The following is a 19,408-nucleotide window of genomic DNA, read 5'->3' on the forward strand; positions in this document are numbered from 1 at the left end:
CACACATTATTTCGGCAGAAAGCAGTCAGAATGCCTCCCCGTCCGTTACACATTAGATACAATTTGCACCCCGGACACAATGCCACAAGCTCTTTCCTGCCCAGATACAGGAAAGAGGCCCAAAATGTCTTCTGCCCGCCCCTGTCAGACGCAGGAAGAAGACCTATGCTGATTTAAGATATTTTCTGAGGAGCCGCCGCAGACCGGATTGCGCGCGCCATGGCTTCCACCCCGTTCCCACGATTGGTGGACAGAGCCTGAACCAATCCCAGATCCCGCAAAAACTGGGGGTCGGTGTTCAGGATTTCCTCAGGGCTGCGTCCGGAATAGACACGCAGCAACAGCGCCACCAAACCGCAGACAATGGCGGCATCAGAAAGACCGGCAAAATACAGAATGCCGTCTTCCTCCTTAGCCTCCAGCCAGACCTGGCTCTGGCATCCCGGCACCCGATGGGCATCATCACACCAATCCTTGGGAAATGGGGGCAATTTACGCCCCATTTCTATGATGTACTGATAGCGCTCCATCCAGTCATCAAACAGTTCCAGCTCATCACGAATGGCGTCAATGGCTTCGGCTGCGGTCTCTTCCGCAGGGAGAACGAACGGCGCCTCCATTACAGAATAAACCGGCTGAGATCACCCTTGCGGGCCAGCGGTGCAACCTTGTCATTCACAAGCGAGGCTTCCACCACAATGGTTTCCCCCTTCCGGTCAGAAGCCGTGAAGGAGATTTCTTCCAGCAGTTTTTCCAGAACCGTGGCCAGACGACGAGCGCCTATATTTTCCACCCGTTCGTTAATATCCGCCGCCAGTTCAGCCAGAGCATCCACGGCTCCATCAGAGAAGGAAAGCGTCACGCCCTCCGTTCCCATCAGAGCGGTATATTGCTTGAGCAGAGAGTGTTCGGGGTCGGTCAGGATAGACCGAAGATCCTCACGGGTGAGCGGCTGCAATTCCACACGAATGGGCAAACGCCCCTGCAATTCCGGCAGCAGATCAGATGGTTTGGCCAGATGGAACGCACCGGAGGCAATGAACAGAATGTGGTCTGTCTTCACCGGCCCGTATTTGGTGGAAACCGTTGTGCCTTCAATCAGCGGCAGCAGATCACGCTGCACGCCTTCACGTGAGACATCGCCCCCGCGTGCGCCGCCTTCTGCCGCGCGGGCGCATACCTTGTCGATCTCATCAATAAAGACAATGCCGTTATCCTGCGCATGGGCTACGGCTTCACGCGTCAGGGCTTCATTATCCAGCAGCTTGTCTGCTTCTTCCCGCTCCAGATACTCACGCGCGGCGGCAACCTTCAGGCGACGCTGCTGGGGTGTGCGGTTCATGAAGCCTTTCATCATCTCGCCAAAATTGATGACATTTCCGGGCATCACGCCGGGCATTTCGCCCCCACCCTGCGGCGGCGCTTCAACCACGGCAATATCAACCTCTTTGTCTTCAAGGTCGCCATTGCGCAGCATGGTACGAAACTTGTTTTTGGTCTCAGCCGCAGCACTCTGTCCCACCAGAGCGTCCACCAGCCGGTCTTCCGCCGCCTGCTCGGCCTTCACCTTCACATCACGCCGCCTGACATCGCGCAGCATGGTGATGGAGGCCTCCACCAGATCACGCACAATGCTATCCACATCGCGGCCCACATAACCCACTTCCGTAAACTTGGTGGCTTCCACTTTCAGGAAGGGAGCCTGCGCCAGTTTGGCCAGCCTGCGGGCAATCTCGGTTTTACCGCACCCGGTCGGGCCAATCATCAGGATGTTCTTGGGCACAACTTCCTCGCGCAGTCCTTCACCCAGCTGCGCACGCCGCCAGCGGTTACGCATGGCAATGGCCACGGCCCGCTTGGCGTCACCCTGCCCTACGATAAACCGATCAAGTTCCGAGACAATTTCTCTGGGGGAAAAGGTTGGTGCTTCCATCACGCTTCTCCCTTCCCGGTTGCCGAGCTGGCAGAAAGCGTTTCCACCCTGACGGAATGATTGGTGTAAACGCAGATGTCCCCGGCAATTTTCATGGAGCGGCGCACTATTTCCTCCGCATCCAGCCCGTCTACGGTCAACAACGCACGGGCAGCAGAAAGGGCGTAATTCCCGCCGGACCCAATAGCGATAATGCCATCTTCCGGCTCCAACACATCACCGTTCCCGGTCAGGGTGTAGGAATGTTCAGCATCCGCCACGGCCATCATGGCTTCCAGCCGGCGCAGATAACGGTCTGTCCGCCAATCCTTGGCCAGTTCCACACAGGCCCGCTCAAGCTGGTTGGGGTAGCGTTCAAGCTTGGCTTCAAGCCGTTCAAGCAGGGTGAAGGCATCCGCCGTGGCTCCGGCAAAACCTGCCAGAATGGACCCGGACGGGCCAATGCGGCGCACCTTGCGCGCATTGCCCTTGATGACGGTCTGACCCAGTGTCACCTGACCGTCACCTGCCATGGCAACGTCCGGGCCACGCCGAACACAGAGGATAGTGGTCCCGTGCCATCCGACGGGATCATGCGGGGAGGAGGCTGTGTGATCGCTATACATGGTAGAAAGAAATAGGCTTTCCTTCCGTCAGCACAAGAGGGGAGTTTACGCTGCCAGCATTGCCCGCACGTCCCCCAGCAGCGCATCCCGCGTGTAAGGCTTGTGCAACACCGTTACACCGGCAGGCAGAAGCCCCAGATCCGTATACCCCGTGACAAACAGAACCCGTAGATCCGGCCGCAGAACATGAATGCGCCGTGCGGCTTCATCGCCATTCATGCCCGGCATCATCACGTCCATCACCACCAGCGAGATTTCCGGCCTGCCCTCGACCATGGCCAGAGCTTCCGCCCCGCTTGATGCCTCCAGAACCTCATAGCCAGCCCGACGCAGGAAGCCGGATGTGACACTCCGCACCCCTGTCTCGTCATCCACCACAAGAATGAGGCGCCCGTCCCCTACGGGCGGCAGCGTAGCGGCCCGTTCCTGCTGTGCTGGCAGTGGGGTCACGACAGAAGAAGACGAGTCTTCCGCGTTCACATCCGTCGCCATGGCTGGCAGCCAGAGTTCTATGGACGTCCCCCCTCCCGGCACGCTTTCCACACGGACTTCACCCCCGCAATGGTTGATGAAGCCGTAAATCATGGAAAGACCGAGGCCTGTTCCTTTCCCAATATCCTTGGTGGTGAAAAACGGATCAAAAATACGGGCCTGCATTTCCTCTGTCATGCCCACACCGCGGTCCATCACCTGCACCACCACCCACGCACCGCCAGCGGCGGCTGTGGTGCTCCGCCCGAGCAGACGCGCAGCCTTGCGCACGGAGACGCTGATAGTGCCACCATCAGGCTGCGCATCCTGCGCGTTGATGCACAGATTGAAAATGGCCAGTTCAAGCTGCACTGCATCTGTCCAGACCGGCGGAAGAGCTTCATCCGGGATATCAAACTGCACGGAGCCAATTCGGCTGGCGGCTTCCTCACTGTTTGCGCCCAGGGCGGTTTGTAGGTCATCAGGCACCTGCCCACGCACCATGAAACTTTGCAGATCTCGCAAGATCTGCCCCACCTCCACCTGCTGGCAGGACAAATGACGCGGACGGCTGAAATCAAGCAGTTTCTGCGTCAGCGCGCCGCCGCGCCGTGCGGCCTCTATTGCATTATGGAACAACCGCGCCACCCCAGGCTCCTTGGGTGGCTCAAGATCCATCACCAGTTCAAGCGATCCCATAATGGCGGTGAGCAGATTGTTGAAATCATGCGCAACACCTCCGGCAAGCGTTCCAATGGCCTGCATTTTCTGGGCCTGCCGCAGCCGCTGCTCCAGATTGAGCAGATCTGTCACATCCCGATCTATCAGGATGGAATAATCAGCCAGCTCATCTTTTCGCGGTTGCCCGGCGTCATCCGGTGCGCCACCCAGTTTCATACGGGTGAGATCATGCCAGCGGGCCTGCCCGTCCGGGCTGGTGAGCCTGAGAACCTGCTGATCGCGTGCGCCAGACGCCAGCGCTGCCTCAGCCTCTTTGAGACTTTGCAGACGTTCGGCGTCAATCAGGGTCTCTTCCTTCTGCCCGATGCAGGCTTCAGCCGGACGACCAAACTGCGCCGCCATCTGCTGGTTCAGCCGGATAAAGCGCCCTTTCTCATCCTTGAACGCCAACCCGAACGGCAGATTGTCCAGAAGCCCGCGCAACAGCCGTTGCTCGCACGCCAGTTCCTTTTCAAGCTCATACCGTCCAGCCGCCTGCGCCACCATGGACAGCAGCGTTTCATCATCCCACGGCTTGTAAGCGAAAAACGAGATCTTGCCCTGATTGAGAGCAGCCTCCACAGCCGAGATATCAGCATATCCCGTCAGCAGGATAGCGCCTGCCGACGAAACCATGCGGGCGCGCGCCAGAAAGGCGTCACCCGTCATGTGAGGCATGCGCTGATCAGAAATAATGACCGCAACATCCGGGTTCTGCTGAAGCAGAGCTAGTCCCTGCTCTCCCGACGATGCTGAAAGAACGTCGTACGTATCCTCCAGCAGATCAGCCAGCGCGACAAGAATTTCAAGCTCGTCATCTACAACCAGAACAACGGCTTTCCGGTCTGGTTCAGGCAGCGTAATCACTCCGCCTCTCCTCCACAGCCCTGTAGGGCACCCGCAATGTGAAGCAGGCACCACCTTTTTCCTGCGCGTTCGTCACAACAATACTCCCACCATGAGCCTGCACAACGCCATAAGCGGTGGCCAGTCCAAGCCCGGTCCCTGAGCCTACAGGTTTTGTTGTAAAAAAAGGTTCAAATATCCGTTCCTGCAAATTTTCCGGCACGCCCGGCCCGGTATCACTGATACGGATCACGTAATCCTGCCCCTCTTCCTCTCCGTTGCGTGGCTCAAGACAGGAACTGATCTCAATGCTGTCTTCTTCAGCCACGTGAGGAGAAGCCTCCTTGTTTTCACGACGCTTTTCCAAAATGGCGTCTGCTGCATTACTCACAATATTCATGACCACCTGATTAACCAGTGCCGCCTGACAGAACAGTTCTGGCGGCGCATCCAGATGGCAGACAACGCGGATCTCCTGCCCGAGTTTAGGGGCAAGCAGCATCAACACCATGGCCAGTGCCTCTGGCACATCAAGCCGGGTGAATTCCCCTTCCTCCAATCTTGAAAACCGCCTGAGGCTGGCCACCAGATCGCGCATGCGGGATAGCCCGACAAAGGAAGACGCCAGCCGTTCCTGACTTTTGGCCAGTGCGCTCTCCGCCGCCTGCATGTCTCCTTCCCGCACGGCCTGCATGGCGCGTGTAATGCTGCGGTTTACCGTGCCTTCATGCGCCAGAACAAAAGCAAGCGGATTGTTGAATTCATGCGCGATCCCTGCTGCCAATTCCCCCAGCGATGCCATTTTGGCCGATTGCACCAGTTTTGCCTGTGCCTCGATCAATTTCCTGTTGGCTGCGGCAAGATCAGCATTCACCCGCCTGAGGGCATCGGCCAGCGCCATACGGGCGCGCGCGCTTTCAATATGCGCTTCTTCCCTGCGCATTTCATCTTGCAGGATCTTGCGGCGCACAAGGCTGCCAATCCGTGCCATCAGCAGATCAGGCGAAATATCGGCATCCACCAGATCATCAATCCCCGCCCCGAAAGCAATGACCGCCAGATGGCTGGAAACCTGCCCCCGCTCCGCCATCCCAAGCACCCGAATGCATTGCCGGTTCCGCCGCCGCATGGCCACAAGTGTACGGGCCAACGCCAGCCCATCAAAAAGCGGGCACCCCAGATCAACCACCACACAGTCAGATGGGTGCGAGCCCACAGGGTAAGCCGAAAAATCCAGCCGATCCGGATCATCAATCAGTTTTACGGATTCGCCGTCCTGCTGAAGCAGTTCCACCAGCAAAGGAACGCCACCTTGCCCCCCGCCGCGCCAGGACCATAATGCGCCTCCCGGAGCCGTCACCACCGCCACGGATGGTTGACGGAAAACGGCATTATCCCGTGTAGGCGTCTCCTCGTCGTAATCCCGCAGCAGCGCGCAGATGCGGAACATCAGAAACGCAGGATCGCCCTTCAGGGGGAAGCACGCATCAGCTCCCCGCCCCAGAACTTCATGCTCCACCACGGCATCCGCAGCCTGTGTCAGCACGACAACGGGAATACCCCGCGTTACGGAATTAAGGCGCAAACGCTGGCAAAGCTGGCTGGCAGACATATCCGACAAGGAAGCCGCAACCACCAGCATGTCTGGCAGAGACCCGTCAAACGCGCCAAAAGCCGCTTTCCCATCGGGAAACACCTGAACCTTGAAGCCACGCTGGCTGAACTGGGCTACGAGGTGGTCACATTCAGCGCCCCCCACCCCAACAAGCCAGATTGTACACGACAAAAAATTCATTCCTGCTCCGCTTCAGGCTCACTCAGCCAGAAAATCTCCTTTGGTTTATTTCAGCGTGCGTCCTGCGCGCGCCGCCTGCTGTTGCTGATGGTTATATCCCGATCGATATGGTTATCTTCCGTTACGACAGATGTTGCCATGGTCCTGTTTTCCCTTAACAAATTGCGCGCAGGTCCGTCTGCTCGCGAATGCGTTACCATCCTTTGGGCACGCCGGGTATCACGCCCTCCCACACAACGGCGTAGCAGGAAAAACACGCTCCACTGTCTTTATTGCCGCAGCGGTGTGACCAGAACGCAGGGTGGTGTATAGTTCGCGCCATCACATCTGCGCGCCTGCGGGTTCAGGTTGATGCAGAAGCACGCTTTACTAGGCCCGAAGGAACGATACAGACCATGGATCAACCCCCTAACGCCAATTACGCTCGTCCTCTGGCGTTTTCCTCCCGCGCTGCGGATGGCTCTCCTCTGGCATTCCGGCTGGTGCGCACCGGCATCTGGTCTGTCTGCTATTTCGCGTTCTATTTCATCCAGCAATTGGCCGAGCTTTTTGCTCCCCTGCTTCTGATTGCGGGAGTGCTCTGGAAAGTTCTGCCTGCACTGGTGGGTGCGCTTTCTCACGCAGCCGTGGCCGCCGATCCGCAGGCAAAAGACGCCATTACCAACGTTGCGGCCGCCATTCCGCAGCATATTGTTGTCGCCGGGCATGATCTGACGGCTAGTGGTCTGATTTGGGATGGTATCCTGCTGATGGGCCTTGCCGCCGCTGGCGCCACACTCGCCACGCTGGCCGGTAAAAGCATTTAACCCTTTCTCCTGCTGGTTAATCCCATATCCAGCAGTAAAGGCTGGCCGCCGAAAATCGGCCAGCGGGGTCTGGCGTCAGCCTGCTCACCAGCCCCCTGTTCGGCATTTTGAAGTTTGGCTTAACCGGGCTGGTGTAGCCGGCCTGCTGCAGGCCACGCGTGCACAATAGCACCCCACCAGTGCCAACCTGCCACCAAGACCACAATTGCCAGAATAAAGCTGCCAATCCACGCCCGGCGCCAGAATATATCCTGCGTCATCATGTCTCGCAGGTTGCCCTTAGTGCCTACGCGCTCGGCCAGCCCGGCTCCGGTTGCCAGAACCTGCTGATAAGCGGAAGACATACCTGCCTGGAGCTTGTGAGTATGCTGCTGGGTGGCGCTTTCAGGTTCGCGCACAGTCTGTTCTGGCTGCGTCTGCGCGGTAGCTGTTTCGACCTGCGGCTCTGCGGTCGTCTGCTCTTCAACAACCCGCTCACCAGCAGCTTCCCCTCCGGCGATTTCTTCATTGGCAGCAGTTTCCGAGGAAACCGGACCTGATGGAGCTTCCGGCGCAGGCGACGCGACAGGAGCAACCTGCTCTACGCTTTCAGACGTTTCTGGTCTGATAGCCTCAGACTGGGGAGCTTCCGGCAGAGACTGAGAAACCTGCTCCTCCGCGGGCAAAGGAACATCGGGTTTCTTTGCTTCCGGTTTTTCCTCAACGAACACTTTTTTCTCAGTCTGGGGTTTCCCCCACGCTGGAGCAGGCCAAGGCGAGGCAACAGAAGAAACCGGCTGTGCTGACGGCTCCTCCTTTTCTTCCACCTGCGCCTCAACTGGAGACGCGGCACCGTCCTGAAGGGCGGGCTCACTCTTCTCCGGCTCGGGCGGGTGGGCAAGTGAGGCATCTTCACCCTGTTTTACAGACTCATCAGCCTCGGTTTGGCTCGCGAAATGCTGTTCTGCGGGTTCGGGCTCTTCGGCTCCAGCCTCTTCCCGCTCAACAGGTTCCGCTGGCTGGGAGGGAGCAGCCCCCGACGAGGCTGGCGTTCCAAAAAGTTTTTCAAAGGCTTCCGCAGAAGACGGTGCTGGTGCTTCCGTGACCGCTGCCTCTGTTGGTGCGGAAGGAACTGCCTCAGACTCTGGCACGGGCTGAGGTGAGGATACTGGGGGAGCAGCCTCAGGAGCGGGCACGTCCGGCTTCGGCGGTGTGAGGCCACCCTCCGGCGGGGGGGCTGGCGCACGTGCGGTAACAGCGTTCTGCTCAACGGAAGGTGCTGGTGGGGGCGCTGCTTCTTCCACCGGAAGCTCCACGCGCCATTTTACCCCGCAGGCAGAGCATTTCAGCGTGTGCCGCTTGGCCAGGAGAGCCGCAGGCACCTGATAGGCAACGCCACATGAGGGGCAAACTATTCTCATCAGTATTCTCTGTCCTGCCGTAGCTGTCATGGCACGCGTTGTTCAGCCGATACCGAACGCATCCGCCTGAAAAGCAGCTTTTCAAGCACCCTCTTTAATACAAGAGGCAGCCCACCATGCCAGAGGGGATTTTGCACAATCGCCGTTAAAACAGTCTGGGCCACTCCCTTTGCGGCTTATCATCGACAGTGCAGGCTGCTCTCCGCTACTATCAGACCATGCATCACGTCGCCCAGATCACGCCGCGCCGCAGCGCCCAACACGTCTTTCTCTCATGATCCGTCTGCAAAACGTTTCATGGCGGCGGGAACGCAAAAATGGCACTCCGGTTCTCTCCGGCCTGTCCTTTTCGGTGCCACAGGGCGGCTTTCGCTGGCTGCTTGGCCCGTCTGGCGCCGGAAAGACCAGCCTGCTCAGCCTGCTGCATGTGGAAAGCCTGCCTACCGATGGCAGCATGGATATCCTGAACAAGAGCGTCACGGCGGATGCCCCACGGGCCACATTGATGCGCCTGCGCCAGCGAATCGGCATGGTGCATCAAAATTACAGACTGATGCCGGATTTATCCGTGGCGGATAATGTCGCCCTGCCCCTCCGCCTTCAACACCGCCCGGAAGATGAGATCACGGATGAAGTGCATGCCATCCTGAAATGGGTCGGTTTGGGAGAGCGTGTGAACGTACGGGCTTCCCGCCTCTCGGGCGGAGAGCAGCAGCGAACGGCCATTGCCCGCGCCATTGTTCACCGCCCCGGTCTGGTTCTGGCAGATGAGCCAACCAATGCATTGGAAGAAACTCAGGCGCACAAACTGCTGGACCTGTTTGGCGAGCTTAGCAGCATGGGCACAACGGTAATTGTCGCCACCCACAATGAGGCGCTGATCCGCCGCCTGCCCCAGCCTTCGCTCTATCTGGAACGTGGCCGACTTGTGCGTGAGGGAGACTGACCCATGGCGCTCCCGTTTTCCGGCCGCAAGGATGGCCTCTCCCTTTCTGAAGCGTTGCCGGACAGAAGCCTGTTCATTCTTGTGGCCATGATGAGTTTTCTCGCTGCTCTCACCCTCACCGGTGCCACTGGCGCCCGCGCGCTGTCCGCCCGCTGGGCCGGAGGGGCGGCACAGTTGCTCACCATTCAGGTTTCTGCCCCGGATCAACCGGCTCCCGCCACGGCAACCTCGCCCCAGAAAACAGCCGCCGGGTCGTCCTCCGTTACGTCCACCTCCGCGCAAACACGCGCCGATGCCGTCCTTGCGCGCCTTTCAGACCTCCCGCCGGGGACACAGGTTCACAGGCTGAGCAAGGAAGAACTGGCGCATCTGCTCACACCATGGCTGGGGGACGCCAGCAACAGCGCGCTCCCTCTTCCTGCCGTTATCGAAGTGCGTCTCCCCAAAGGGGCAGAACCTCCGGCTGATCTGGAACAGACCCTCAACACACAGGTGCCCGGCACATTTGTTGAGCATAATGCCGAGTGGAGCACGCGGCTCCGTGCGCTGGCGGATAGTCTGCTGGCCTGCGCGGCACTGGCGCTTGCCACCGTAGGAGGTATTGCCGCCATGATTACGGGGCTTGCAACCCGCACGGGCCTTTCCACCCGACGGGACATTATTGAAATCCTGCACGGGCTGGGCGCCACAGACAGCTACATTGCCGGTCGCTTTGCCGGACGCACCGGCGGCCTTGCTCTGGGCGGGGCTATTCTAGGAACGCTTCTCGCCATCGCGCCGCTTGTTTTCCTGTTCAGAATGGCAGCTCCGTTTGCTGTTTCCTCGCTTCAAACCACCAGCATGACCATGCCAGACTGGCGTTCCCTCCCGGACATGTTGCCGCATGATCTGCTGATCGGCCTTGCGGGGCTCCCGTTTGTTGCCGCCTTTATCGGCTGGATGACAACACAGATCATGGTCCGCATCTGGCTCCGCCGTATGCCATGAAAAGCACTCCGGCCCGGCAGCAACCCGCACACTATCGACGCTCCCGCCCAAGCCGCATGCTCCGCAGTGCGGTCAGGCTTGGGTTACTGCTGTTCATCTGTCTGGGGGGGACGTTCGGCTGGTTTGTTTATGATGCGCTCCAATCCGCCCAGACTGTTCCGCACACAGATGGCATTGTAGCCCTTACGGGTGGGCAGGGCAGAATAGACATGTCTTTGCGGTTGCTCAGACAAAATCAGGCTGAAAAACTGCTTATCTCCGGCGTGGACCCGCAGGCGGGACGCAACGATCTTCTGCCCCCCATGCCTGCCAGCCTGAAGGACCGTATCACCTTGGGATATCAGGCGCGTTCAACCATTGAAAACGCCGCCGAGACCGCCGCATGGGTTGCGGATAATCATATCTACACCCTGACAGTGGTGACTGCTGGCTACCACATGCGCCGCGCCATGCTGGAACTGGGCCGCACCCTGCCGGGCGTGACCCTGTATGCCTATCCCGTCAAACCCCCGGCGCTGGAGCATCCCTTCAAGGGCGATACCCTGCGGCTGCTCCTTACAGAATATCTGAAATGGCTGGGCGCTCTGGCAGGCATGGTGCACAACCCTTCCAGAGCATAAAACGCGCAGCCATGCCTGACTGTTTTCAACAAAGCATCGCTTTACTGTCAGGCTTTCAGAATGGCCGCGTGGTGGCGTACATGATCTGCCGCAAAGCTCTGCACAAACCAGTATGAGTGATCATACCCTTCGTACTCGCGGAGCGTGAGCGCCTGTCCGGCATTATGCGCGGCGGTTGCCAGATGCCACGGCTGAAGTTCACGCTCCAGAAACTGATCGGCCTTTCCCTGATCCACCAGCAACGGAGACGGGTGGCTATGGCCATCTTCCAACAGGCATACCGCATCATAGGCACGCCACGTCGCCTGATCTGGTCCGAGATAGTTGGTAAAGGCCTTTACCCCCCAAGGCACCACGGTGGGATGCACAATCGGAGCAAAAGCTGAAACGGATTTCCAGAACTGGGGAGCGCGCAACCCATGCACAAGCGCGCCATGCCCCCCCATGGAATGTCCCGTAATGCCACGTCGCGTACCATCCAGCGGAAAATGCGCTTCTGCCAGACGGGGGAGTTCCTCAGAAATATAGCTTCCCATTTTGTAATGCTTGCGCCACGGGTCCTGCGTGGCATCCAGATAGAACCCGGCACCTGTACCAAAATCCCAGTCGGCGTCTTCTCCCTCAACGCCTGCCCCACGCGGCGACGTATCCGTTGCCACAAGAGCAATTCCTAACCGGGCAGCCTCCGCCAGCGCATCCGCCTTGATAAAAAATGTCTCTTCCGTGCAGGTCAGGCCAGCCAGCACATATACAACGGGCACGGGGTTATGGGCATCTGCTCCCGGCGGCAAAAAGACGGCAAAACGCGCTTCCAGCCCCAACACGTCTGACTGATGCGTATAGAAGCCAACACGCCCTCCGTGGCATACATGCTCCGACCGCGTCTTTACTGTATTAGGCACCCTGCTTTTTCCTTTCTGCTCGCCATCTGAACCGTCACATCATGGTCAATGGTGCAGGCGGTTCCGTCAACACCGTTCCGCCGCCTGCCCCAAACAGAAGAGCCATTGCAGCCTTTTTCACAGTAGCGGAAGAGCGGAAAATCTGGTCACATCGCGTCCTTACTTGCCCGCAAAGTAACGAGGACCTGAATGCTGCCGGACGCATGACAAACCTGTAACATGGACAGAATGCACGCCATCAGGCAGGAAACCGTAAGCGTCCTTCCTAGTTACTGTGTCTTCCCTGAACCATACCAACCATAACGGAGACTATCTGGATGATCGTTGACCAAAGGATCGGCTTGCGGATTATCAGCAAAGAGATCCTGGGGGTTTTCCTCCTCATGGCTGCATGGGATTGTGTCGTGGTTATCCTGTTTCAGGTGTTCCATCAGGAATGGATGGAACTTCCAAGCCTTCCCACATCCCTGATTGGTTCGGCCCTTGCCCTTTTCATGGGATTCCGCAGCAACAGTGCTTACGCCCGGTGGTGGGAAGCCCGTACCCTGTGGGGGTCTATTACCAACAACTGCCGCTCTTTTAGCCGTCAGGCTGGCACATTGTTAGGAGACCGGCCTGATCTGATGTTCGGCATTGCCGCCTACCCCCATGCCCTGCGCGGCGCTTTGGGGAATGTGGATGTTTCAGCCGATGTCAAACGTCTGCTGCCACCCAACATGGCCAAGGGCATTGAAGGCTGGCGCAATCAGCCCAACGCCATTCTCTATCAGTTGGGGCTGGGCGTGACCGAGGAAGTCACCAAGAAAGGCATTGATGGTGCCGTGCATGGCCAGATAGACCGCATTCTGTCTGATCTCGCCAATGCACAGGGTGGTCTGGAACGTATTCGCAACACGCCTCTTCCCATGCAGTTTTCCGCCCTGCCACGTGCACTGGTGAACATTTTCTGCATCATCCTGCCCATCTCCATGGTTCAGACGCTTGAATGGATTACGCCACTGGGTTCCTCCCTTGTGGGTATGCTCTTTCTGGTGCTGGACAAAAGTGCGAACGATCTTCAGGAACCCTTCGCCAGCACGCCCCATGCCCTGCCTATGGCAACCATGGCCCGCACCATTGAAATTGATGCTGTGCAGCCTACCGGCCTTGCGTCTCCGCCGCCGCTGCCCACCATCAAGGGCATCCAATCCTGAACGCGACGCGATAACACTCCTGGGCCCCACTGGGGCCCTTCTGCCGTTATGGAAGACAGGGCCACGAATTTATGCTATAAGCCTTGGTCATGAGCACATTCAGAACCACCCCCAAAGGCGGCGTGACAGATGCAATGGCACGCACGGCCGCAGCAACCACCGCAGCCCAGGCCAAAACCAAGATCAAGGACGACGACCCCTTCCAGGAAGGTGACGCCATTGTCTATGCGGCCCACGGCGTAGGGCGTGTGGACCGTATTGGCGTTGATGAAATTGCGGGTACGAAGCTGGAAGTGATCCAGATTTCATTCCCCGGCAACCAGATGACCCTGCGTATTCCGCTAACAAAGGCCCGCAAGGCTGGTTTGCGCAAGATTGTCTCACGCGAAATTGTTGACAAGGCCATGGCCATCATCAAGGGTAAGCCGCATGTCAGCAAAGGCATGTGGGCACGCCGTGCCGTAGCCTATCAGGAAAAAATCAACTCGGGTGATCTGGTCCAGATTGCGGAAGTACTGCGTGATCTGCGCCGCAACGTGGACAGCCTGGACGGCAGCTTTAGTGAACGTAAACTGTTTGAAGCCGCGCAGGAACGTTTTGTGGCCGAAGTTGCCGTGTTGGAAAAGAAAGACCCGGCAGACGTTCTCTCCTCCCTGACAGAAGTTATGAAGGCAGCCTGATAGGGCCTCCATCATTATTCTGAAAAAACCCGGCTGGCGTTACGCTTTGCCGGGTTTTTTCATACCTGCTTCTGTTTTGCTTTCCTGCACCGCATCTGGACGATACATAAGAGAACCATGACGCGCCAAGCTTCTCCCCCCACCCAGACTCACCCTGACCAGACCACGCTACGCCGCGCCCTGAGCGAGATAAAAGCCGGTCGCTTCGAGCCCATGCTGGCCGTTCTGCGCCCTTACGCCAAGCTGGATGATCCGCAGGTGCAGACCCTTCTTGGCCTGTGTTACGCAGGAACGTACGAACCCCGGAAGGCGGCGGAGCTTTTCTGCGCAACCGCCACCAAGAACCCGCTGGCCCAGCATCCATTGCAGGACCTTAGCGAGATCATGGTCGCGCTGGACCGCCGGGAAGATGTGCTGCCAGTCTGCCGGGAGGCCCTGAAGCTTACGCCCAAGGATGCCCGCGTGCATGAAACTCTCGGTGGCATGCTGGGGCAAATGGGCCAGTTTGATGAAGCGTTGGAGATTCTGCGTGAGGCCGTTGCCCTGCGCCCCAACAACACGCTTGCCGCCAACCTGCTGGCCATGGTGCTGGCAGAAAAAGGGAATATGGAAGAAGCGCTGGATGTTCTGCACACCGTAAAGGAAGAACATCCGGATCATGCAGGAACGCTGTCCAATATCGGGTGCGTTCTTTCTGGCATGGGGCAACTGGAAGAGGCTCTGGATTTCTACCGCCGCGCCATTACCTACCGCCCCACCAATGCGCAAATCCGCCTGAACCACTCCATTACGCTGCTTAAGGCTGGCCGTTATGCCCAAGGATGGGCCGAACATGAATGGCGCTTCAAGCTACCCGGCCATACCAGCCTGCCCTCCGAACAACTCATGCCTTCTCTGGGGCCGAACACGGATATCCGAGACAAGCGCATTCTCATCACGCAGGAAGAGGGATTGGGCGATACATTAATGTATCTGCGCTACATCGAACCTCTGGCCCGGCGGGGCGCTATTCCTCACTTGTGGGTGCCCGACACGCTCGGAGATCTGTGCCGTCGCGTAACCGGAGCGTTGGAAGTGCAGGTTGGTGGCTCCACGCCGGAGTACGACTGGCATTGCCCCTTCATCAGCCTGCCCCGCGTTTTTGCCGCCACGGAAGATGCTATGGGCGCTGCCGTCCCGTATCTGAAAGCTGATCCGGACAAGGTGAGATATTTTTCCGGGTTTATGCCACGTAACCGCAAACTGAATGTCGGGCTGGTATGGGGCGGTGCCCCGCGCCCCAATCTGGTGGGCCCCTACATGGTGGACCGCCGCCGATCCATGAACCTGAGCACCTTGGCGCCACTTGCCTCTGTGCGCGGCATCAACCTTATCAGCCTGCAAAAAGGCCCCTACGCAGAGCAGATGATGGACCCGCCGGAAAATATGGTTCTGTATGATCCGACAGATGATCTGCACAGCATGGATGATACAGCAGCGCTTATCATGTCACTGGATGTTGTGGTGTCGGTGGATACCTCCTGCGTGCATCTTGCGGGTGCGCTCGGCAAACCCGTGCTGATGATGGACCGCTATGATAATTGCTGGCGGTGGCTCCATAATCAGACAACCAGCCCGTGGTATCCGGAACTGCGCATTATTCGTCAAAAAGCTCCCCGCGCGTGGGACGGCGTTGTGCAGGAAGTGACCCACACCTTGGAACAAATGGTTAAACAGAAGCGGAAAGCTGGGCGGTAACGCTCCCTCCCTCTTGCTGGAAACGAAAAAGGCGCTCCCGATAAGGAAGCGCCTTTTTTCATTCTGCCAGAAGCAATCTCTGCCTGACTTTTACGCAAGCCCTAGCCGGAAACATCCGTTTTCAGGCTGGAAGGTGCAATCAGCTTGGCGCCGCTGCCATTGCCAATCACTTCAAACACACCCAACGCACGGCGCGTCCGTCCATTGGGCTGCAAGGTGAACGGACCATCCACCCCAGCAAACCCTTCCGGCCGTGTCAGCACATCTGCGGGGTAGCCCGATGGGGCAACCTGAGAGACGGTTTTGGCCACCATGGCGGCGTCATACGACAAATCAGCCAGAGGCCGCGGCATATGGTGATTCCGCGCCAGAAAACGGCTCGCAAAACTCTGCCGTGATGACGGATCTGGCGCAGCGTACCACGCGCCTTTCAGGGCACCCAGCTTTGTTGCAAAAGCAGACCACAGCCCCGGCCCCATGATGCGCACATTACTGGCGGAGACCTGACTGTCATTCAGGGCGGTAATGATGTTCTTCAGCCCAAGGCCCGTGTCACCCAGCAGCAGGGCATCAAAGGGCGGCGGAGAAAACGCACCTGCCGTTGCGGATGACGCTGGCGTGGTCGCCGCACCATTTTCCGGTTTAAGCGCAGCAGCGAGATCAGATGGCAAAGGTTTTTCCGCATCTGCCACGGCATCTGCGGGAGGGGCACCGGTAGCAGGCGGTGTGGTGCCTGATGCGGCCTGTGCCTCGGAAAGACGGCTGTCATAAGAGGAAAGCTGACGCATTTTCTGTGTAATGCTGTCCACGCTTCCTGTGTGATACAGAATGGCGGGCGCATTCAGCCCCTGATCCTGACACGCGGTGACAAGACCATTCCCCAACGCGTGCCCTAGCGGATTATCCGGCAGCAATGCCGCAAAACGATGACGCCCTTCCTTGCGGGCGAGTGCGACAAGCCGCTCCACCTGATCTTCCGGCGTAATGCCCATGACCCATACGCCTGCACGGGCCTGGGAGACATCACTGGTAAAAGCCAACACGGGCACGCCCGCATTCTGGGCAGCAGGCGCCGCCGCAGCCGTATCACCCGCCGTAAGCGGGCCAAGCAGAATGCCATCCCCTGCGGCCAGCGCTGCAGAAGCCGCAGCGGCAGCGCCGCCTGCGCCTGCAGTATCGTGCACATCCATGGTGGGAGCACCCTCAGCCGGAGCAGGCGTGGAACCGGTTGTAGCCGCAGGCGTGTCAGTCAGCGCCAGGGCAGCGCCGGAAAGCAGTTCACGCCCCAGACCTGCGTTAGGGCCGGTCAACGGCAGCAATACACCAACCTTATGGCTTGCTTTTGGAGCCTGCGCGCCCGATCCTGCCGAGCCAGACTGATCCGCGCAGCCTGCCAGCATAAGCCCCACTGTGCCCAAAACAGCCATTCCGGCCTTGCGCGCCGCGCGGTTTGCCGTCAGACCACCCGTGGGTGCTCCAGACAGGAAAGAATAGGCGCGTGTCATCATCCAGTTCGTCCTCCGAAAACAACCGGTCTGAGGCACAGTGCGACCGGGACAGTCTCCTCCATAGCGAAGGAAAAGCCTCAAGTCATGCCCCGCGTGCGTTCAGCCTGACTCTGGTGGCAACGCCCATCGGTAATCTGGGAGATTTCAGCCCCCGCGCGGCACAAGCGCTGGCGGAAGCTGATCTGGTGTTGTGTGAGGATACCCGCACCACAGCCCGCCTGCTTTCCGAAAACAGCATTTCCGCCCGCACGGAAGCCCTGCACGAGCATAATGAACGCCAGCGCGTGCCTGCACTGATAGAGCGTTTGCAAAACGGCACGCGCATTGCCCTTGTTTCCGACGCCGGCATGCCTTTGCTGTCTGACCCCGGTTACCGGCTGGTGCGCGCCGCCATTGAGGCCGATATTCCGCTGACCGTCATTCCCGGCCCCAATGCGGCATTAACGGCGCTGGTGCTCTCCGGCCTGCCCCCGCACCCGTTCATGTTTGTCGGCTTCCCGCCACCACGCTCCGCTGCCCGGAAGGAGGCATTCGCCAAACTGCATGCCGCCGAGCGCGCCGGGCTGACCGCCACCCTTATCTGGCATGAAGCCCCCCACCGGCTGGCTGAAACGCTGGCGGACATGGCCGAGATTTTTGGTCCTACCCGCCCCTGTGCCGTGGCACGCGAACTCACCAAACGGTTTGAGGAAGTCAGGCGCGCGCCGGTAGCTGATCTGGCCGCCTTTTATGCCGAAACACCGCCACGGGGTGAGATCACCGTCCTGCTTGGCCCCGCCGAGGCCGAAGAAACCAGCGCGGATGATCTGGACACGACACTGCGCTCCCTACTGGAAACCCACTCTGTCAAAGACGCAGCCGCCCTTGCTGCCACCGCCGCAGGCCTGCCCCGCCGCACGGTTTACGCCCGCGCACTAGAACTGGCCGCAGAACGAAAAGCCCAAAATCAACCCTAACAAGGGGAACGAAAGACCCATCGGCGAGGGAACATCCAACAAAGGCAGCCGTGGCCCCCTGCGGCCCCTAAACAAGCCGCCTTTAGCGGTTCGCGGCTACAGCTTCCCCGGCAGCGTGGCCGCTGGCCCATGCCCATTGGAAATTATAGCCGCCCAGCCAGCCGGTAACGTCCACCGCTTCGCCGATAAAATACAGGCCGGGCACCTGTTGGGCCTCCATGGTTTTGGAGGAAAGCGCGCGCGTATCCACTCCGCCGCGCGTGACTTCCGCCTTGGCGAAGCCCTCCGTGCCCGTTGGGTGCATATCCAGCCGATGAATATGCTCGGCCAAAGCGCGAATGGTTTTATCTGGCCACTCCACCACTGGGCGATCAGGCGCGAACTGGCGCGCCAGTTCCTGCGCCAAACGCTGCGGGAACCACCGGCTCAACACAGCAGGCCCGCGCATTTTGCCTTTGCTGGCCTTGACCTCCGCCAGCAGGCGGCCACTGTCCTGCCCAGGCAATAGATCAAGCCGCACGGGCTGCCCCGCCTGCCAGTAGGACGAAATCTGCAACAAAGCAGGGCCGGACAAGCCGCGATGGGTAAACAGAAGCGCTTCTTCAAACGCCACTTTGCCGCAGGATGCCTTGACCGGTAGGGAAACCCCGGCCAGTTCCTTTACCCAGCTTTCCGTGCCAGCGCCGAATACCAATGGGACCAGTGCAGGTTCTGGCGTGATGACCGGCAGACCAAAATACCGTGCTAAATCATACCCAAACCCGGATGCCCCCAGCTTGGGGATAGACAGGCCGCCCGTTGCCACAACAAGCGCAGCAGACGTGAACTCTCCTGCTGACGTCCTGACCCGAAATACCTCGGCACGGCTGACGTCAGCCACCCGCACATCCGTCAGCAAGCGCACGCCTGCCGCATCACATTCGGCAAGCAGCATTTTGACAATGTCACTGGCGGAGTTGTCGCAAAACAACTGGCCAAGCTTTTTTTCATGCCACGGGATTTTATGGGTTGCGAGCAGCGCCAGAAAATCCGCTGGGGTGTAGCGGCTTAGAGCAGAACGGGCAAAGTGCCTGTTCTGGGACAGAAAAGATTCGGGTTTGACATCCCGGTTGGTAAAATTGCACCGACCTCCGCCAGAAATGAGAATCTTCCGTCCCGGCTCTGGCGCATGATCCAGCACCACAACCCGGCTGCCACGTCGGGCTGCGGTAAAGGCGGCCATCAGCCCGGCTGCGCCAGCGCCAATCACCACCACATCCGGCGTGCGCCATGTGGCCTCACGCCGTTCAGGTAGGGTCACCAG

General features: G+C 59.1%; 17 protein-coding genes. 8 read left to right on the plus strand and 9 right to left on the minus strand.

Annotation, left to right across the window (positions count from 1 at the left end; translation table 11 throughout):
• Positions 1-173: 173 nt before the first annotated feature.
• The 5 genes from AD948_RS13800 to AD948_RS13820 are packed head-to-tail and all read right to left on the minus strand — an operon-like array spanning position 174 to position 6,370.
• Complete coding sequence (locus AD948_RS13800; RefSeq protein ID WP_006557059.1) at positions 174-620, minus strand: SufE family protein; 447 nt, start codon at positions 618-620, stop codon at positions 174-176.
• Positions 620-1,933, minus strand: coding sequence for an ATP-dependent protease ATPase subunit HslU (hslU, locus tag AD948_RS13805; RefSeq protein ID WP_006557058.1), 1,314 nt, complete (start codon positions 1,931-1,933; stop codon positions 620-622). Before hslU ends, AD948_RS13800 begins: the two co-directional genes overlap by 1 nt.
• Positions 1,933-2,538, minus strand: a complete 606-nt coding sequence (gene hslV, locus AD948_RS13810) for an ATP-dependent protease subunit HslV (RefSeq protein WP_045542839.1) — start codon at positions 2,536-2,538, stop codon at positions 1,933-1,935. The genes hslU and hslV overlap by 1 nt, the downstream gene beginning before the upstream one ends.
• A gap of 45 nt (positions 2,539-2,583) precedes the next feature.
• The gene (locus AD948_RS13815; RefSeq protein WP_058986889.1) at positions 2,584-4,596 is read right to left on the minus strand and encodes a response regulator; all 2,013 of its coding nucleotides are present in this window, start codon (positions 4,594-4,596) and stop codon (positions 2,584-2,586) included.
• Complete coding sequence (locus AD948_RS13820; protein ID WP_061472422.1) at positions 4,580-6,370, minus strand: ATP-binding protein; 1,791 nt, start codon at positions 6,368-6,370, stop codon at positions 4,580-4,582. Before AD948_RS13820 ends, AD948_RS13815 begins: the two co-directional genes overlap by 17 nt.
• Positions 6,371-6,765: 395 nt before the next feature.
• On the opposite strand from AD948_RS13820, the gene AD948_RS13825 reads away from it, so the two are divergent.
• Positions 6,766-7,176 carry a hypothetical protein gene (locus tag AD948_RS13825; RefSeq protein ID WP_039903077.1) on the plus strand — a complete coding sequence of 137 codons (411 nt, stop codon included), beginning with the start codon at positions 6,766-6,768 and terminating at the stop codon, positions 7,174-7,176.
• 119 nt (positions 7,177-7,295) lie between these two features.
• Here AD948_RS13825 and AD948_RS13830 read toward each other — a convergent pair whose 3' ends face one another.
• Positions 7,296-8,576, minus strand: a complete 1,281-nt coding sequence (locus AD948_RS13830; protein WP_061472423.1) for a zinc ribbon domain-containing protein — start codon at positions 8,574-8,576, stop codon at positions 7,296-7,298.
• Positions 8,577-8,850: 274 nt separating this feature from the next.
• Between AD948_RS13830 and AD948_RS13835 the strand changes: the two genes are divergently transcribed.
• Genes AD948_RS13835 through AD948_RS13845 form a run of 3 tightly spaced genes read left to right on the plus strand, consistent with a single transcriptional unit; the run spans position 8,851 to position 11,129 of the window.
• The gene (locus AD948_RS13835) at positions 8,851-9,522 is read left to right on the plus strand and encodes a cell division ATP-binding protein FtsE (protein ID WP_006557051.1); all 672 of its coding nucleotides are present in this window, start codon (positions 8,851-8,853) and stop codon (positions 9,520-9,522) included.
• 3 nt (positions 9,523-9,525) lie between these two features.
• On the plus strand, positions 9,526-10,509 hold the full coding sequence (locus AD948_RS13840; RefSeq protein WP_061472424.1) for a cell division protein FtsX: 984 nt from the start codon (positions 9,526-9,528) through the stop codon (positions 10,507-10,509).
• Positions 10,510-10,565: 56 nt separating this feature from the next.
• Positions 10,566-11,129, plus strand: coding sequence for a YdcF family protein (locus AD948_RS13845; protein ID WP_061472425.1), 564 nt, complete (start codon positions 10,566-10,568; stop codon positions 11,127-11,129).
• Between the two features lie 47 nt (positions 11,130-11,176).
• Here AD948_RS13845 and fghA read toward each other — a convergent pair whose 3' ends face one another.
• Entirely contained in the window at positions 11,177-12,031 is an 855-nt protein-coding gene (fghA, locus tag AD948_RS13850) for an S-formylglutathione hydrolase (RefSeq protein ID WP_061472426.1), read from the minus strand.
• Between the two features lie 317 nt (positions 12,032-12,348).
• Between fghA and AD948_RS13855 the strand changes: the two genes are divergently transcribed.
• The 3 genes from AD948_RS13855 to AD948_RS13865 all read left to right on the plus strand — a co-directional run bounded on the left by AD948_RS13855 (position 12,349) and on the right by AD948_RS13865 (position 15,641).
• The gene (locus tag AD948_RS13855; protein WP_039903074.1) at positions 12,349-13,224 is read left to right on the plus strand and encodes a bestrophin family protein; all 876 of its coding nucleotides are present in this window, start codon (positions 12,349-12,351) and stop codon (positions 13,222-13,224) included.
• 89 nt (positions 13,225-13,313) lie between these two features.
• Positions 13,314-13,904 carry a CarD family transcriptional regulator gene (locus tag AD948_RS13860; RefSeq protein ID WP_039903072.1) on the plus strand — a complete coding sequence of 197 codons (591 nt, stop codon included), beginning with the start codon at positions 13,314-13,316 and terminating at the stop codon, positions 13,902-13,904.
• Positions 13,905-14,021: 117 nt separating this feature from the next.
• Entirely contained in the window at positions 14,022-15,641 is a 1,620-nt protein-coding gene (locus AD948_RS13865) for a tetratricopeptide repeat protein (protein WP_061472427.1), read from the plus strand.
• Between the two features lie 101 nt (positions 15,642-15,742).
• On the opposite strand, the gene AD948_RS13870 is transcribed toward AD948_RS13865, so the two are convergent.
• Positions 15,743-17,146 carry a penicillin-binding protein activator gene (locus AD948_RS13870; RefSeq protein ID WP_039903111.1) on the minus strand — a complete coding sequence of 468 codons (1,404 nt, stop codon included), beginning with the start codon at positions 17,144-17,146 and terminating at the stop codon, positions 15,743-15,745.
• Here AD948_RS13870 and rsmI point away from each other — a divergent pair.
• A complete protein-coding gene (rsmI, locus tag AD948_RS13875) occupies positions 17,140-18,105 on the plus strand; it encodes a 16S rRNA (cytidine(1402)-2'-O)-methyltransferase (protein ID WP_061472455.1) in 966 nt (321 codons plus the stop codon). The genes AD948_RS13870 and rsmI overlap by 7 nt on opposite strands.
• An 82-nt stretch (positions 18,106-18,187) precedes the next feature.
• On the opposite strand, the gene AD948_RS13880 is transcribed toward rsmI, so the two are convergent.
• Positions 18,188-19,405, minus strand: coding sequence for a BaiN/RdsA family NAD(P)/FAD-dependent oxidoreductase (locus tag AD948_RS13880; RefSeq protein WP_061472456.1), 1,218 nt, complete (start codon positions 19,403-19,405; stop codon positions 18,188-18,190).
• Positions 19,406-19,408: the final 3 nt, after the last annotated feature.

It is taken from the genome of Acetobacter senegalensis, assembly GCF_001580995.1.
GTDB classification, from domain to species: Bacteria; Pseudomonadota; Alphaproteobacteria; order Acetobacterales; family Acetobacteraceae; genus Acetobacter; species Acetobacter senegalensis.

Excerpts from the sequence above, each read along its gene's own strand:
- AD948_RS13870 (WP_039903111.1), bottom strand. The coding sequence starts at position 17,146 with ATGACACGCGCCTATTCTTTCCTGTCTGGAGCACCCACGGGTGGTCTG.
- AD948_RS13855 (WP_039903074.1), top strand. The coding sequence starts at position 12,349 with ATGATCGTTGACCAAAGGATCGGCTTGCGGATTATCAGCAAAGAGATC.
- AD948_RS13800 (WP_006557059.1), bottom strand. The coding sequence starts at position 620 with ATGGAGGCGCCGTTCGTTCTCCCTGCGGAAGAGACCGCAGCCGAAGCC.
- AD948_RS13835 (WP_006557051.1), top strand. The coding sequence starts at position 8,851 with ATGATCCGTCTGCAAAACGTTTCATGGCGGCGGGAACGCAAAAATGGC.
- AD948_RS13865 (WP_061472427.1), top strand. The coding sequence starts at position 14,022 with ATGACGCGCCAAGCTTCTCCCCCCACCCAGACTCACCCTGACCAGACC.
- AD948_RS13840 (WP_061472424.1), top strand. The coding sequence starts at position 9,526 with ATGGCGCTCCCGTTTTCCGGCCGCAAGGATGGCCTCTCCCTTTCTGAA.
- AD948_RS13825 (WP_039903077.1), top strand. The coding sequence starts at position 6,766 with ATGGATCAACCCCCTAACGCCAATTACGCTCGTCCTCTGGCGTTTTCC.
- AD948_RS13820 (WP_061472422.1), bottom strand. The coding sequence starts at position 6,370 with ATGAATTTTTTGTCGTGTACAATCTGGCTTGTTGGGGTGGGGGGCGCT.
- hslV (WP_045542839.1), bottom strand. The coding sequence starts at position 2,538 with ATGTATAGCGATCACACAGCCTCCTCCCCGCATGATCCCGTCGGATGG.
- AD948_RS13860 (WP_039903072.1), top strand. The coding sequence starts at position 13,314 with ATGAGCACATTCAGAACCACCCCCAAAGGCGGCGTGACAGATGCAATG.
- AD948_RS13830 (WP_061472423.1), bottom strand. The coding sequence starts at position 8,576 with ATGAGAATAGTTTGCCCCTCATGTGGCGTTGCCTATCAGGTGCCTGCG.
- AD948_RS13845 (WP_061472425.1), top strand. The coding sequence starts at position 10,566 with ATGCTCCGCAGTGCGGTCAGGCTTGGGTTACTGCTGTTCATCTGTCTG.
- hslU (WP_006557058.1), bottom strand. The coding sequence starts at position 1,933 with ATGGAAGCACCAACCTTTTCCCCCAGAGAAATTGTCTCGGAACTTGAT.